This window comes from Acinetobacter sp. ABJ-A23_2, assembly GCF_044538765.1.
GTDB lineage: Bacteria > Pseudomonadota > Gammaproteobacteria > Pseudomonadales > Moraxellaceae > Acinetobacter > Acinetobacter nosocomialis_A.
Map to the genome: position 1 here is coordinate 1 of NZ_JBIUCP010000016.1, position 15231 is coordinate 15231.

Sequence of the window (15231 nt, forward strand, 5' to 3'; positions counted from 1 at the left end):
TCAATTACTGACTTAAATTTCGCTCAAATAAACTTCGAGTAATTTAAACCAATCAATCAATGAAAATTATTTCGATTAATCAATCAGTAAAAATCCACACAAGTTGTTCTTCAATTCTCTTAATGATCTTCTTCCTGGTTCGTCACCAGCAAGCTAGGTCGGCTATATTACTCTTAATCTCTTAAAAGTCAACAGGTAATTTCGATATTTTTAAAACTTATTCTCAAAACCAACTTCTCATCAAATTCATCACTTAAAGTAACCAACTTAATTCCAAGTAACTGTTTTTCAACAAGTTTCTATCTGCATCACCGCCGATGGATGTGCATTATAGACCATTAAGATCCAGTTGCAAGCCCTTTCTCAAACTTTATCATTCAACCGATCAATTTTTAGGCTTTTTAGTCATTTTTCTATATTATTTGACCAATTTTACATTGATAATAGCTTATCGCTTTTGTATTAAAATATATCTCTATCCAACTGCATATTGAACAGAGCCTGGCTAGCGGTTAAGGAATTATATGAATTATTCTAATTTACTATTATCGAGCTTATTAACTGTGGGTCTTTATACCTCAGCACACGCTCAAGAAAATCTTACTGAAGAATCTGCCGCTAGTTCGGAAGATGCTACTTCTACAGAGGCTCAGCAGGGCCGCCCCCGTTCACAAATTATTAAAGATTTGAAAGGCCTAAAAGCTAAAGATTTAAAAATCAATGCAAATGCCGCTCAACCAGATACAGTAAAAGACCCATTACAGTCATTAAACCGTCCGATTTATTCTTTTAATGACATGTTAGACCGCAATATTCTTCGCCCCGTTGCAGTTCAATATAATGAGAAAACTCCAGAAGATGTGCGTGGCTCTTATCGCCAGTTCCGCAAAAATCTTGGAGAGCCATGGAATGCTGTTAACCAGTTAATTCAAGGACGCCCTGGACGTGCTGCAAAGACACTTGGTCGATTTACTGTTAATACATTAACAACTTTAGGTTTAGCTGACCCTGCTAGTCGCTTAGGTCTTCCGCCTGAAGATGAAAGCTTTGGTGTCACTCTTGGTTACTATGGCGTTCCTTCTGGACCATTTTTGATGTTGCCTTTCTTTGGACCAAGTACATTACGTGATGGTATTGGCTTAGCTGTAGATTCTCAGGCTCGCCCACAAAAGTATATTATGGATAATCAAGATGGTCTTTACTGGTCAACCAATGTGTTACAGGCCATTGATACACGTGCTCAATATCTAGATTTGGATCAAACCATACAAGGTGATCAATATGCGATGATTCGCGATTTATATCTCCAACGTAAGGCATTCCAGATTGCTGAGAAAAAAGGTAATTCAGCAGATGTATCTTTCATTGATGATGACGAATCTGAAGATGTTCCAGACGACAGTCATATTAAAACTAAAAAATAATTAAAGAAGAAATCAAGGTATTGTGCTCTTTATATAAAAAGGCAATACCTTGATTTTGATCATACATCCTCTATGATGGATAAAGTGATCTTGTAAAAGGACTACCATATCTTCTATGTATTTTATTAAACCGACCCGCTCTATCCCTTTATTAGAGCAAGCTCTGGATGCATTACCAGACTTACAAGTCATTCACATAGATGATCTCGATTTATATGACCCAACAATTATTGCAATTGCAGATGTACAAGATTTCCTGACTCATAAATGGCGTTTGCCTACAATTGTGATCGCTTTTGAACATGAAGGTAGTGCTTTAGCTCAGGCATGGGAAGCAGGTGCTCTTGCTGGATGGGTATGGAATCAGTTACCTCAAGATTTAAATAAAGCATTAACCAGAATTGATGCTCAATATAAACGTAATCAAGATAGCCGTGACTTACCTTCGGCAGCAGAATTACAAAAACGATTATTACCAAATCCTATTGATTTATTAAATTATGAAGTTGAAACTTTTTTTCAACCTTCCGCTTATCTATCAGGGGACTGGTATGATTATTGGAAATTAAATGATAAAGAAGTTTTATTTTATCTTGCCGATGTATCGGGACACGGTGTCACAAGCAGTTTATTGACTTCATGGATGGCTGCATTTCATGGCCGTTCAAAAACACCGCGACAGTTGATCAAAAAATTAAATGGAATGCTCGTTCAAGAGAATATTGAAAAACATATTACAATCGTGGTCGGTATTTTAAATCTTGAAACGCATAATCTTCGCTGGTCTAGTGCAGGTCACTACCCTCCTCCAATTATTTTTGAACCTAATCAACCTCCAAAAATTTTAACGACTAGTAGCTTTCCTCTGGGCTTAACTGACGAATTGGAAGTTGAAGAACATGTATGTACATTAAATCGTCATGCGCGTTTCATTGTTTGTTCAGATGGAGCACTAGAACCATTTGATGGTGGATTGAATGATCAATTTCAACAATTGGTCCAACATTTGCAAAATCAATCATTCCAAGCCCCTGATCATGTTGCTGATGACATTGCCATCTTTAGTCTTTGTCGAATGAATTAATTTAAAAATCAATCAATTAAAAAATATACGACTTAAGGACTCTTGAGTCTGAGATGGCACTATGTGATAATTTTTCTATCCTTCTCTGAAAATGGCATTTATATGTCAACAGGTCATGTTGAATATGCAAGCTTAAATGGAACGCATATTTTCAAACTTATTGGTGAAGTGCGAGCCCATTCTTGTATAAGTCTAGACAAACTTTTAAACAGAATTGAACAGCAAGAGAATGTTGTTGGTGCAATCGTTGATTTAACCCAAACAACATTTATTGATAGTACTGTATTAGGTATCCTAGCCAAGCTAGGTTTAAAACTTAAACAGACTCATCATATTCAAGCTGTGATGCTATCTACCAATCCAGATATCACAACCTTAGCCAACAGCATGGGGCTAGGGCAGGTTTTTGTCATTCTGAATTATTGTGGTGATCCTAGTGTTTGCACTCTAACGTTAACGGATGAACACATTACTCATAATGCGATGCTAAGAACTGTTCTGGATGCACATAAGACATTGATGAAACTCAATGCAAATAATCAGAATATGTTTGAGCCACTTGTTAAGCAATTGCAGAAAGAACAAGACACGCTTGAACAAGTATCTGATAAGCAAAATGCCTAAATTTTATTGCTAATCTGGATTTGTATATGACTCTTGTTTCAGTTGTTCAAATGAATTCTCAAGATGACATTGAAAGCAACTTTCAAATAATCGAGTCATTGATTCAGCAAAGCAGTGCTCAAAATGCCAGCTTAATTGTTTTCCCCGAAAACTTTGTATGTTTCGCTGCTGGCAAACAGCGTGAAACAGCTGAGCAATTTGAATCAATTCAGCAAAGACTTGAGAAACTTGCGCATCAATATCAAATCTGGATTGTTGCAGGCACTTTACCATGCCCATTCCGTCCAGATGGCTCTATCATACAAGATGGTCGCGTGCGCACAGTAAGCTTATGTATCAGTCCTGAAGGTACAGAAGCGCGCTACGACAAAATACATTTATTCGATGTGCAAGTTGGCGATGCAGTTGGTGGATATCAAGAATCCCGTTTTTTTGAATCTGGAACAGACGTTGTAGTCACATCTACCCCTTTTGGCAATATTGGGCTAATGGTATGTTATGACTTGCGTTTTCCTGAGTTAGCTTTAACTCTCAGACAACAAGGCGCTCATTTATTGACTGCTCCAGCAGCATTTACCTATACAACAGGACAAATGCACTGGCAGCTTTTGTTACAAGCACGTGCAATGGATAGTCAATGTTATGTTCTAGGAGCAGCGCAACAAGGTTGGCATGGGGAAAAACGTCAAACGTGGGGACATGCAGGAGCAACTGATAGCCGTGGACAAGTTTTAAGTATGATTGAATATGAAGGCAATGGTTTAATTACTGTACCTTTTGATTTATCTGCTCAAGAGCTTGTTCGTACATCAATGCCTTTAATGACGCATCGTAAATTAATTCACTATTAAAAGCTTAATTATTCATGTGGAAATACTTATTTAGCATTTTTTGCTTAGGGGCAAATATTCACTGTTATGCAGCTGAGTTTGGTGCAACGAATCATTTTGTTTCTCCAAATTTGCAGCTTAAACAAGATGTTCTTCCACCTACTCCAAAAAATATTCCTCTACCTGCTTTTGGTCAGCGGATTATTGGCTGGGGAACGGGTGCTGAAGGCGCAAGGCAACGTTTAGAAAATATTCAACCTGCTGATGTTTCTATGATTAAAAAACAAGGAACAACCTTAGAAATGATCACAGCTTGGCAAGATTTCTATGAACAAGAACAGCAACGTAATGAAAACAACCCAACTGCAAAATACCGTGCTCGTTTAATGAAGAAAATTGCCGATCTCTGGTAACTGTTTCAAGTTCATATTTTAAAGTTATAGAGTAATCTTTCGATTACTCTTTTTTTTTGCGTTATCTCATTTTTATCGATAGCTCAGAATTATGAGCATTTAAGAAATCAGACATAAAGCGATATACTAGAAAAGCATCTTTTAGTTTTCTGAGGAATATATGGACCAAGACTGTCAAAATTTAAAGCTTGAGAATCAATTATGTTTCCTCATTTACTCAACAAATTTAGCGCTTAATCAGCTTTATCGAAAACTTTTGACTCCATTAGGCATTACTTATCCTCAATATTTGGTGATGTTGGTTCTATGGGAAAAAGATGAGGTTACCGTTTCAGAAATTGGCAACAAACTATTTTTAGAATCTTCTACCTTAACTCCCATTTTAAAAAAATTAGAAGCAATGCAACTTGTGAATCGCACGCGTTCAAAAGAAGATGAACGCCAAGTGATTATTACCCTAAGTGAAAAAGGGAAAATACTTAAAGAACAAGCCGTAAATATTCCTGCTCATATTTTAGAAGCAAGTTCTTGTGACATGACCACCCTACTTGATCTGAAAGATCAGCTGACACAACTTCGTACAAATATAGCTAAATAATCACCCATTTTTTTACAATTTTGGCTTGTCAAAATAATTAAGTCGTGTACGATATATTTGTATTCAATTTAATTTAGGAATTATAAGATGTCTTTAGAAAAAGTTGTGTATCGTGCAAAAGCTAAAGCAACTGGTGGCCGTGATGGTCGTGCAACTTCATCAGACGGTGTGTTAGACGTACAACTTGGTGTGCCTAAAGAAATGGGCGGCGCTGGTGGTGCTGTAACTAACCCAGAACAATTATTTGCAGCTGGTTACTCAGCGTGCTTTTTGGGTGCTTTAAAATTCGTTGCAAACCGCGATAAATTTAATATTAGCAAAGATGCTTATGTTGAAGGTGAAGTTGGTATTGGTCCAATTCCTACAGGTTTTAGTATTGAAGTAACGTTAAATGTTTACTTAATTGGTATGGACCGTGAAGAAGCTGAGAAGTTAGTTGCTGCAGCTCATATTGTTTGCCCATATTCAAATGCGACTCGCAATAATATTGATGTGACTTTTAATATTGTGACTGAATAAGTTTTGTTATTTCAAAAATGCCCGATTTAACTCGGGCATTTTTATATCTTACAGATTATGCTTCACTTGCTTCATTCGTAACACGCAATACTTCTTCAAGTGTGGTTTTACCTGAAAGTACCTTACGTAAGCCATCATCACGAATAGAACCTGAATACTCACGAGCATGATTTTCTAATTCATATTCAGCCGCATTACCATGAATGAGACGACGCATCGGTTCATCAATAGGTACAATTTCATAAATAGCCGTACGGCCATTAAACCCTAAATGAGAACACTGATCACACCCTTGAGCTTCTGGTATCTTTAAAGTTGGCTCATGCGAAATATGCTGAAAAACCTGCTTTTCAAAAGTATCGGCTTCACGCCATGTCATACAATGTGGACATAAGGTACGAACCAAACGCTGAGCAACGACCCCAATTAAAGAACTTGATAATAAGAAGGGTTCAATCCCCATATCTTTAAGTCGAGTCACTGCACCAATAGCAGTATTGGTATGTAGTGTTGATAACACCAAATGACCTGTTAAAGATGCCTGCACCGCAATTTCAGCAGTTTCTAAATCACGAATCTCACCGACCATGACCACATCTGGATCTTGACGTAACATTGCCTTTAAAGCTCGAGCAAAAGTCATATCCACTTTGGTATTCACTTGAGTTTGGCCAATACCTTCAAGCTGATATTCAATTGGATCTTCGGCTGTTAAGATGTTACGGGTATTGTCATTTAGATCTGATAAGGCAGCATATAAAGTCGTCGTTTTCCCCGAACCAGTAGGTCCTGTGACTAAAATAATACCGTGTGGACGATGCACCAATTGAGTTAAACGTTCATAGTCACTTGCCATTAAACCCAAGTGAGTCATATTGAGTCGACCCGCTTGTTTATCGAGCAAACGCATAACAACCCTTTCACCATGTGACGATGGTAAAGTTGAAACACGGACATCAACTTCACGGCCAGCAAGACGCAAAGAAATACGTCCATCTTGCGGTACACGCTTTTCGGCAATATCGAGTTTCGCCATAACTTTAATACGCGAAACAAGTAACGGGGCCAGTTCACGGCGAGGCTGTACAATCTCGCGTAATTGACCATCTACCCGTAAACGTACAGATAATTTTTTTTCAAAAGCTTCAATATGAATGTCTGAAGCGCCTACACGGATTGCTTCTGATAGAAGTGCATTGATCAGACGCACAATAGGTGCGTCATCCTCTTGATCCATTAAATCTTCTGTTTCAGGTACCTGATCGGCCAAGCTCAATAAATCTGGGTGGTCTTCTAAACCTGCCGCAACTTGTTGTGATTCACCTGTGTCCCCCGCATAACTCGTACTTAATAGGCTATTAAACTCTTGTTCAGTACATAACTGATAATGTGCAGGCTTCCCCAAAATTCGTCTTGCTTCCTGCAATGCAATTTTTTCTGTATTTTGACGTCTAACAATAAAAACTTGATCACCGTCATAACGAAATAAAACACCATGACGCTTGGCAAAACTATATGGAACTTGTATTTGTTTCAATATTTGCATCACAATTTATAATGATGAGTAAGATGATTTTGAGTGTACTCTAAGCAGATTACAGCGTGAAGTCTGTTTAACAACTCGGTAGAGGAATTTTACGTCTTGTTTGAAAATAATGAATATCAGCCTCACCCCCAAAATTCTTTAAAATGGTGGGGTGAACAGCACTTTGAAATTAACCAATCCAAAGCATGGCAATTCGGTTCAATGCTCTTTCGTTTAACGCGTGGCATAAAAGAATGGCGTATCGAATATTATCGTCCTTCTCTTCAAGATGATAATGAGCAAGATTGGCATCCAGTTGCCGACCCACATTTTGCTTTTCCACATAATGTTCAAGTCGAACGGTATATGTTTCGAAAGACCAATTCAGAATTTTTACTTATGCCACGTCTGGCAGATCGTTCTGTGGTTATTAAACCTGTTGATCCGATTTATATTCCAGCAGGTCAACGTGGGACTCTTTATATTAGTACTCCTCTCTGGATTGCCGGTTTAGTTGAAAGTCAGCATGAACCTTTGTTTGAGATTCCCGTGATTCAGCCTAAAGATACGTGGTTTGGTCCTAATGCACAGCAAGGTGAAATCTGTTATGCCACTTCCGTGGATGGCCGTACTGATTTGAATCTATTAACACCACGCGCTTTCCGTGCTGTTACTCCAATCGACTTTCACAACACAAGTAATCATCAATTACGCTTTGATCGTATGAATGTGCCAGTTACCGCCCTTCCTCTTTTTTATAGTGAAAGTACAGGTCGTTTATGGACTTCACAAATTAAAGTTTATTATGAGGGTTCTGATCGTCCGGCACGTATTCGTATTGAAAATCGTACGCCACCTCTTGCTGGTGAAGTGACCTATGTTCACCCACCACGTTCACCTGGTGGAGCATTATTCAATATGTTTGATTCATTCTTTTAAGAGGTTTATATGGCTGATTCAAATATTCCAAAAGATATCGCTGATAGCCTCAAAAGCATATTTACCAATATCAATACCGAACGTATTAGTGAAATTTTAGTCGCTGTTGTACTGTGTTTCATTGGCTTTGTTCTTGCCCGTATTATTTCCAATACGTTTATTAGAACCATTGGCTCACGTTTTAATGCTCACCAACGCCTTGTATGGCGCCGTGGTATTTTTTATTTCATTTTCTTACTCTTCATCATGACGAGTTTGAAAGAAGCTGGGTTCAAACTTAGTGTATTCCTCGGTGCAGCAGGGATTTTAACTGTAGCACTCGGTTTTGCATCGCAAACATCTGCCAGTAACTTGATTAGTGGTTTATTTTTGATTGGTGAGGGTTCATTTGAAGTCGGTGATACGATCCAGATTACTCTCATTCGTGGTAATACAATTGAAGGCGAAGTCATTTCAATTGATTTGCTTTCGGTAAAATTACTTACACTCGACAATGTCTATATTCGTTTGCCGAATGAACAGCTTATTCGTGCGCCTGTACACAACTTGTCTAAATATCCGATACGACGTATCCCAATTACGCTCGCAATCAACTTTCACGAAGATATTATTAAAGTCCGTGAGGTTCTACTGAATGTAGCAGCTCATTATCCACTTGTACTGGATGATCCAAAACCTGCAGTTACGGTTACCGCATTCAGGGAGTCATCAATTGAGCTTTTATTCACGATGTGGTGTAGACAAGAGAACTCTTTAAAAGTTCGGGATGAAATGCAAGAACGAATCCGAAATGGATTTTTAGATAACCGAATTGAAATTCCTGTTCCTAAAATGGGCTTGATTGATCGACCGTCTACTGGTTTTGCTGAAGATGATATCGATCAATATAGCAATCAAAAAGAATTAAAACGAGAGCCTAAAGCTTAGGCTCTTGATTCTTCTGTGCGGTAGACGACGGGGGTAATGGCGCAAGATAAGCAATAATTAACATTACTCCACCTGCCCCAATAAACGAAATGACTCGAGTTAATGTCGCACTTTGTGATAGGTCAAGCAAAATCAACTTTAATACCACAATACCTAAAAGCGCAGCACCTACAAACCAGAGTTGACGAATCATTTTACGGCTTGAGAATGTAGTTAATACAAATGCCAAAATGACCCAAAGCAATGTCAAACTTAACTGGACTATTCCGTTTGTCCAAATTGCAGCGCCCCATAGCGGTGTTGCCCAGTAATAGTGCAAGCCTCTGACCACCACACTACTGAATACCAACAACCCCACTAGAATTGTTGTAATTTTAAAAGTCCACTCTAGTGATTTATCTTGATCAAAAGCATGTTGATAAATAATAAAGAGCAGACCTGCAAATACTACAATAGAAAGAAAATCAGTTAAGTTAAATAAAGGAACAAAATAAAGGTACTCAGCAGAGTGGCGATCAACGCTCACAACTAGCAACCAAATTAAGCTTAAACACCAAACAGGAATTTGATGCAACAATGTAGTTTTATGAGCCTTATACGCCCAAAGCGAATAAACCACAGGGATAAAAGCCAGAGTAACAACTGGCATTTTTGGAAAGATCGCCAAACCAACTACTGCTAACGCCAACCAGCTTAAACCAGCCCAGACATTTAAGTACCCAGACTCATCCGACTGCGGTTGAGCCATAAGAAATAAAGCACTTAGAATAATGGTAGCGACTAAGAAAGTAGTTTGTTGTAATGAGTCTACCCATTTAAACAACGTAAACACTTGACTCGCAAACGCTTCACCCAAAACTAACAACAGTAACAGGCTAATCAAAATTAACTGCAAACTTTGCCATTGCACACGAAGTTTATAGTGAACAACTGCGCTAAATATTGCTATTAGAACTACGGCGAACATCAAATATGGACTCAAAGCATGATGATGCCATGCCATGATTTCTACACCAGCTACAGCACCCGCATACATTCCTAAACACAAGAAAATGCCACTAAACATGCTTGCGCTAAAATAGCGTTGCTCTTTACTGTTGTATTGCAATAAATAAAAGGCAGAAATAAATTGGGCAATTGCATAGATGCTTGTGCTTAGCGTTGGGAACTCTTCATTTGCCCACACCTGATAAAACAGTGCAATAGAGCTAAGTAAAACTAAAACTACACCAATATATCGGCTTAAACGGTAGCGCTCAGTTACTCCCCAAACAATTAAAGCCGTACCTTGAGCAACCCAACCAATTGCTGTCCAATGTGCTCCTTTTGCAAGCGGGAAAATTAAGGCAAAAAACGCAACCGCGAGAATGAAAAAGCTTTTTGCAAGGACCGAAAGCTGTGGATGAGTTTTTTTAATCCAGAAAGTTAATACTGCATAGGTACCTGCCAAGACGGCTGCACCAATCGTCAATGCTTGTGTAGACTCATGTACTAAGTAGGCATGAAGGGTAAAGCCCAGTACTGGCACACTAAAAATAAGACCAACATCTAAGAGCGGAGGTAAACGAATGCCTTCTTGTTCTTCACTTGCTGACGTCCGAGATATATTTTGGCTATAACGAACACTAAGCCAAATAAACAGCGCTATATGGCACCACAAAATCCAGTCTAATGTATTAAATTTTGCGGGTTCTGCATAAAATGCGATTGCACTACCACCAATAAACATTGTGGCAAAAAAAGCTATTTGATTTAAGATTTTCCAAGGCTGAATAAAATTAACCGCAGCAACTGCTAAGTTAATTACTAAGTAGTAGCTAAATAAGAAAGTTACATCAGGGCGATATTGCGGAATAACTAAAGGAGCCGCATAAGCCATACCAAGTGCTAATATTGCCAAATAAATAGCTTGTTGTTTTAAGCTCAGGAATACCGTAATAGCTAATAAAATCGTAAACAGAATACTCGCTGTAGTTAGGTTGGCAATTACACCAAAATGATGTGAGAACACAAGTGTCAGGAATACAACAGCCAGCCCGACACCTTGCAATGCCACAGCAAACAGCTGATTTTTCTTTTGCAATGTATACCCAAATGCCGTTAACACACCTCCAGCAATCGCAATAAATCCAAGTTTCACACCTAAACTAAGTTGCCAATGCTCGCTTGCAAAACGTAATAGCAACACGACCCCAACCATAAGCACAGCAACAGCAACTCTTAAGATTGGATTACCATGAATCATCCAATCCACGGCTGGTTGCCACCATGCGGTCTGAACATGTGCTGGTTGTTCTGTTTGATTTAAAGGTGCCGTTCCCGCTGGGACTAGCGTGTCTGTATTATTGGAACTAACTTGTTCTATTACAGGATTTATAACTTCTGTTTGTATGGTCTCATTTACATGAACAGTTTGTTTTGCTGACTCGAGGTATAATAGTCGAGTATGAAATGCACTAATGGTTTGAATCAAACATAGCAATAAAACCAGTAAAGCCCCACCAGCAATCCACATCCAATGATTGATATAAGCAACTAATGCAACCAAGGCTGCTGCATAAATCACTGTTCTTTGCATGTGAATAGAATAAAGTGGCGTTTTCTGCTGAGAAAACTGCTGTTCTAAATGAGTTAAACGCTCATGCAGATTTGACAGTAATTGAACTAGAATGACAGTAAGTGCAATAGATAAAGCAATAACAGCACTCTGAAATTTAAAACCAATTGAAATGGCTAAAAACAAAGTCAAAGCGATCAAAACAATGATCATTCCCTGTTTGTCTTTTTTATACATGGGCTTAGCAATATGACACCTTCATTACAGGTCATCTTACTTCAAGCCAATACAAGCGTATATTTATACATACAAAATACTGCAAAAATCATAAACCTGCATTCATAGCCGTTTTCACGTAAAATACCCCTAATTCAAATTAAGGAATTGTTCAATGCCACCATTTGTCTTGGTTGATGGGTCCTATTTTTTATTTCGTGCATATCATGCATTACCACCATTGACGACCTCTACAGGGTTACATACCAATGCAATACGTGGGGCAATTTCTGCCATTCAAAAATTAATGCGCCGTATGCAACCAACACATATGGCCGTCATTTTTGATACGCCTGAGCCAACTTTCCGCCACAAGCTTTCACCTATTTATAAAGGTGATCGCCCTACCATGCCGGAAGAGTTATCTCAACAGATTCCATATTTACATGCATTGATTAAAGCTCAGGGGATTCCTTTATATAGTCTTCCGGGTGCAGAAGCAGATGACATTATCGGTACACTCGCTAAACGTGCCGTACTCGAAGGCCATCATGTACTTATCTCAACCGGAGATAAAGACATGGCTCAGCTCGTCAATGATCATGTAAAACTTGAAGATAGCTTTAAAGATCGCGTCATGGATACCGACGGGGTATTTGAAAAATTTGGTGTTTGGCCAAATCAAATTATCGATTACTTAACCCTTATGGGCGATGCGTCTGATGGCATCATGGGTGTACCTGGCGTTGGTGCAAAAACAGCAGCTAAATTACTAACTGAATATGGCACTTTAGACAATATTATTGCCAATGCAGACCAACTTAAAGGCAAACTTAGCCAAAATATTAAAGATAACTTAGACAATATTAAGCTTGATCACCAGTTAGCTAGCATTGTTTGTGATCTTCCTTTAGAACTCGATTGGCACGAGTTAAAGCTTACCGATCCAAATGTAGAGACTTTACGTAATCTTTATACTGAGCTTGAGTTTAGAAATCAGTTACAGTCACTTGATCATCCAAATAATCCAAATAGCTCAAGCTATAAACAACAAGCTTCACAAACTATTGTTCAAAATGAAGTTAAACCTGCTGAATCTATAGAAACCGAAGATCAAGCAAGCTTAACTAGTCAAGATGACCAGCTTGGAACTGCAAATTATCACACTGTTTTAACCCAAGAAGCATGGGATCAGCTCTGGCAACGCATGCAAAATGCCGATCATTTTGCTATTGATACAGAAACTACAAGCCTTGATTACCGTATTGCAGAAATGGTTGGTTTTTCAATCGCATTTGATGCGAAAGATGCCTACTATGTTCCATTAGCGCATAATTATGAAAATGCGCCGCAGCAGCTGAATCGTGAACAAGTTCTGGCTCAAATTAAACCTGTGCTAGAAAATGAAGCAGTTAAAAAAATTGGTCATCACCTCAAGTATGATGCACACATTTTTGCAAACCACGGTATAGAACTTAAAGGCTGGTATTTCGATAGCATGCTGGCATCTTATGTACTAAATGCAGCGGCGACTCGTCACGGCATGGATGACGTAGCTCGTGTCTACTTAAGCCACTTAACCACCACTTTTGAACAAATTGCTGGTAAGGGTGCTAAACAAAAGACTTTCAATCAAATTGAGATTGAAGTTGCTGCTCACTATGCTGCAGAAGATGCACATGTGACTTATCGTTTATATGAAGTGCTTTCAAACAAACTTAAGCCATTCCCTGAGCTAGAAAATATTTTATATAACATCGAAATGCCAGTTGCCCGTATTTTATCGGGTATGGAAGAAGATGGAATTCGTCTAGATCATGCCTTCTTAGATAAATTAAGCGTTGAATTTGCAAAAACAATGGAAGGGCTTGAAAATCAGGCGATGGAAATTGCAGATGAAACTTTTAATATTGCATCTCCTAAACAAGTAGGTGAAATCCTATTTGATAAATTAGGAATCAAAGGCGGTAAAAAAACTGCAACTGGACAATACAGCACCAGTGAAAGTGTTTTAGAAAAAATTGAACATCCTTTAGCGGAAATTATTCTAGAGCATCGTGGTTTAGCAAAGCTAAAAAGTACCTATACTGATCGTCTAGTTGAGCAATCTCATAACGACACGCATCGTGTACATACAAGTTATCACCAAGCACTTACAGCAACAGGTCGCCTCTCCTCTTCAGATCCTAACTTACAAAATATTCCAATTCGTAGACAAATTGGGCGCCAAATTCGTAAAGCATTCATTGCGCCAGAAGGTCGAGTATTATTGGCTGCCGATTACTCGCAAATTGAATTACGTTTAATGGCTCATTTTTCTCAAGATGATGCTTTAGTACATGCGTTCCAGCACGGACAGGATGTTCACCGCCGTACTGCTGCAGAAGTATTGGGTATTGCTATCGAAGATGTGACCAATGACCAACGCCGTCAAGCGAAAGCAGTTAACTTTGGCCTACTTTATGGTATGTCTGAGTTTGGTTTGATTCGTCAATTAGGCTTTACACGTCAAGAATCACAAAACTATATTAAGCAATATTTCCAACGCTATCCGGGTATCTATGAATATATGCAACGCACACGTCAAGTTGCATCAGAGCAAGGTTTTGTTGAAACTATTTTAGGTCGTCGTCTTTATACACCAGATATTGATGCACGAAATGTAATGGTACGTAAGGCTGCCGAACGTGCTGCAATTAATGCGCCTTTACAAGGTAGTGCTGCTGATATCATTAAACTCGCAATGATTGAAGTCGATAAAATCTTGCCAAAAGATCAAGCCAAGTTACTTCTTCAAGTACACGATGAATTAGTATTTGAAGCAGATCAAAACATTGCCGATGAGCTCTCTAAGCAAATCGCGACTGTCATGGAATCTGTAGTAAAAATTTCTGTGCCTTTAGTTGTTGAAGTTGGGCAAGGGCAAAACTGGGATGATGCCCATTAATTAGTAGAAATAAAAAAGGGCTGTATTAACAGCCCTTTTTTATTGCGTTAGCTTAAAGTCCCGTTAAAAGAACTTTTGCAACTTCATTCATTAAGATCTCGGCAATATAAAGCGCCAAAAACGCCAAAATTGGAGATAAGTCAATCATTCCCATATTAGGCAATAAACGACGGAATGGTGCGAGTAATGGTTCAGCTAAATCTTGAATCACTTCAATATAAGGTGAACGCGATTGAGTGAACATAACCACCCAACTCAAAATAATTGTCGCGAAAATTAAATAACGGCAGAAACGAATTAGGTCCTGAATCATCGTCACAAATGTCAGAATCACTAAGTGAACCGGACTATTTGGCATAGAACCAGAAAGATACATCACGCCAAAAATTTTCAGCAAATATAAAATAATTAAAAGAACCAACGCAGCCAAATTAAATCGGCCTTTTGCGACCGTCGGAAAAATTCGGCCAAAAATATCAACAATTTTAGTCGCCTTTACGGTCGATAAAACCACAGGATTATAAGGACTTACTGCCGCCAATTGCATTAAAAAACGGAAAAAGACCAATAAAATCGCAACATTAATTAAAATTCCAAAAATTAGCGCAGAATTTGCACCCATAGTTGT

The 15231-nt window shown here is 38.5% G+C and carries 13 protein-coding genes; 10 read left to right on the plus strand and 3 right to left on the minus strand.

The window, feature by feature from the left end; translation table 11 throughout:
• The first annotated feature begins 524 nt into the window (after positions 1-524).
• The 7 genes from ACH63V_RS07485 (at position 525) to ACH63V_RS07515 (ending at position 5492) form a co-directional block, all read left to right on the plus strand.
• On the plus strand, positions 525-1424 hold the full coding sequence (locus ACH63V_RS07485) for a VacJ family lipoprotein (protein ID WP_311087087.1): 900 nt from the start codon (positions 525-527) through the stop codon (positions 1422-1424).
• A 115-nt stretch (positions 1425-1539) separates the two neighbouring features.
• Positions 1540-2508: an RsbU family protein phosphatase GigA gene (gigA, locus tag ACH63V_RS07490; protein WP_263612964.1), complete on the plus strand. Its 969-nt coding sequence runs from the start codon at positions 1540-1542 to the stop codon at positions 2506-2508.
• 102 nt (positions 2509-2610) lie between these two features.
• Positions 2611-3132, plus strand: a complete 522-nt coding sequence (gigB, locus tag ACH63V_RS07495; RefSeq protein ID WP_191106997.1) for an anti-anti-sigma factor GigB — start codon at positions 2611-2613, stop codon at positions 3130-3132.
• Between the two features lie 26 nt (positions 3133-3158).
• Positions 3159-3983, plus strand: a complete 825-nt coding sequence (locus ACH63V_RS07500) for a carbon-nitrogen hydrolase family protein (RefSeq protein WP_396463137.1) — start codon at positions 3159-3161, stop codon at positions 3981-3983.
• A 14-nt stretch (positions 3984-3997) separates the two neighbouring features.
• Positions 3998-4375, plus strand: coding sequence for a DUF4951 domain-containing protein (locus tag ACH63V_RS07505; protein ID WP_077169007.1), 378 nt, complete (start codon positions 3998-4000; stop codon positions 4373-4375).
• A gap of 160 nt (positions 4376-4535) precedes the next feature.
• The gene (locus ACH63V_RS07510) at positions 4536-4973 is read left to right on the plus strand and encodes a MarR family winged helix-turn-helix transcriptional regulator (protein ID WP_191107000.1); all 438 of its coding nucleotides are present in this window, start codon (positions 4536-4538) and stop codon (positions 4971-4973) included.
• Between the two features lie 87 nt (positions 4974-5060).
• Positions 5061-5492, plus strand: a complete 432-nt coding sequence (locus ACH63V_RS07515; protein ID WP_000051124.1) for an organic hydroperoxide resistance protein — start codon at positions 5061-5063, stop codon at positions 5490-5492.
• Between the two features lie 55 nt (positions 5493-5547).
• Here the strand turns inward: ACH63V_RS07515 and gspE are convergent, their stop codons facing one another.
• Positions 5548-7038 (minus strand): type II secretion system ATPase GspE, encoded by a 1491-nt coding sequence (gene gspE, locus ACH63V_RS07520; protein ID WP_396463138.1) that lies wholly within the window; start codon positions 7036-7038, stop codon positions 5548-5550.
• Between the two features lie 96 nt (positions 7039-7134).
• On the opposite strand from gspE, the gene ACH63V_RS07525 reads away from it, so the two are divergent.
• Both ACH63V_RS07525 and ACH63V_RS07530 read left to right on the plus strand, forming a co-directional pair.
• A complete protein-coding gene (locus ACH63V_RS07525) occupies positions 7135-7956 on the plus strand; it encodes a hypothetical protein (protein ID WP_263612960.1) in 822 nt (273 codons plus the stop codon).
• Between the two features lie 9 nt (positions 7957-7965).
• Positions 7966-8883 carry a mechanosensitive ion channel family protein gene (locus ACH63V_RS07530; RefSeq protein ID WP_005066312.1) on the plus strand — a complete coding sequence of 306 codons (918 nt, stop codon included), beginning with the start codon at positions 7966-7968 and terminating at the stop codon, positions 8881-8883.
• Here ACH63V_RS07530 and ACH63V_RS07535 read toward each other — a convergent pair.
• The gene (locus ACH63V_RS07535) at positions 8873-11677 is read right to left on the minus strand and encodes a DUF2339 domain-containing protein (RefSeq protein ID WP_396463139.1); all 2805 of its coding nucleotides are present in this window, start codon (positions 11675-11677) and stop codon (positions 8873-8875) included. The two genes, ACH63V_RS07530 and ACH63V_RS07535, sit on opposite strands and share 11 nt — an antisense overlap.
• 154 nt (positions 11678-11831) lie before the next feature.
• Here ACH63V_RS07535 and polA point away from each other — a divergent pair, with 154 nt between their 5' ends.
• Positions 11832-14603, plus strand: coding sequence for a DNA polymerase I (gene polA / locus ACH63V_RS07540; RefSeq protein WP_396463140.1), 2772 nt, complete (start codon positions 11832-11834; stop codon positions 14601-14603).
• Between the two features lie 52 nt (positions 14604-14655).
• On the opposite strand, the gene ACH63V_RS07545 is transcribed toward polA, so the two are convergent.
• Entirely contained in the window at positions 14656-15225 is a 570-nt protein-coding gene (locus ACH63V_RS07545; RefSeq protein ID WP_000501183.1) for a YggT family protein, read from the minus strand.
• Positions 15226-15231: the final 6 nt, after the last annotated feature.

Excerpts from the sequence above, each read along its gene's own strand:
- ACH63V_RS07485 (WP_311087087.1), top strand. The coding sequence starts at position 525 with ATGAATTATTCTAATTTACTATTATCGAGCTTATTAACTGTGGGTCTT.
- gigA (WP_263612964.1), top strand. The coding sequence starts at position 1,540 with ATGTATTTTATTAAACCGACCCGCTCTATCCCTTTATTAGAGCAAGCT.
- gigB (WP_191106997.1), top strand. The coding sequence starts at position 2,611 with ATGTCAACAGGTCATGTTGAATATGCAAGCTTAAATGGAACGCATATT.
- ACH63V_RS07500 (WP_396463137.1), top strand. The coding sequence starts at position 3,159 with ATGACTCTTGTTTCAGTTGTTCAAATGAATTCTCAAGATGACATTGAA.
- ACH63V_RS07505 (WP_077169007.1), top strand. The coding sequence starts at position 3,998 with ATGTGGAAATACTTATTTAGCATTTTTTGCTTAGGGGCAAATATTCAC.
- ACH63V_RS07510 (WP_191107000.1), top strand. The coding sequence starts at position 4,536 with ATGGACCAAGACTGTCAAAATTTAAAGCTTGAGAATCAATTATGTTTC.
- ACH63V_RS07515 (WP_000051124.1), top strand. The coding sequence starts at position 5,061 with ATGTCTTTAGAAAAAGTTGTGTATCGTGCAAAAGCTAAAGCAACTGGT.
- gspE (WP_396463138.1), bottom strand. The coding sequence starts at position 7,038 with ATGCAAATATTGAAACAAATACAAGTTCCATATAGTTTTGCCAAGCGT.
- ACH63V_RS07530 (WP_005066312.1), top strand. The coding sequence starts at position 7,966 with ATGGCTGATTCAAATATTCCAAAAGATATCGCTGATAGCCTCAAAAGC.
- ACH63V_RS07535 (WP_396463139.1), bottom strand. The coding sequence starts at position 11,677 with ATGTATAAAAAAGACAAACAGGGAATGATCATTGTTTTGATCGCTTTG.
- polA (WP_396463140.1), top strand. The coding sequence starts at position 11,832 with ATGCCACCATTTGTCTTGGTTGATGGGTCCTATTTTTTATTTCGTGCA.
- ACH63V_RS07545 (WP_000501183.1), bottom strand. The coding sequence starts at position 15,225 with ATGGGTGCAAATTCTGCGCTAATTTTTGGAATTTTAATTAATGTTGCG.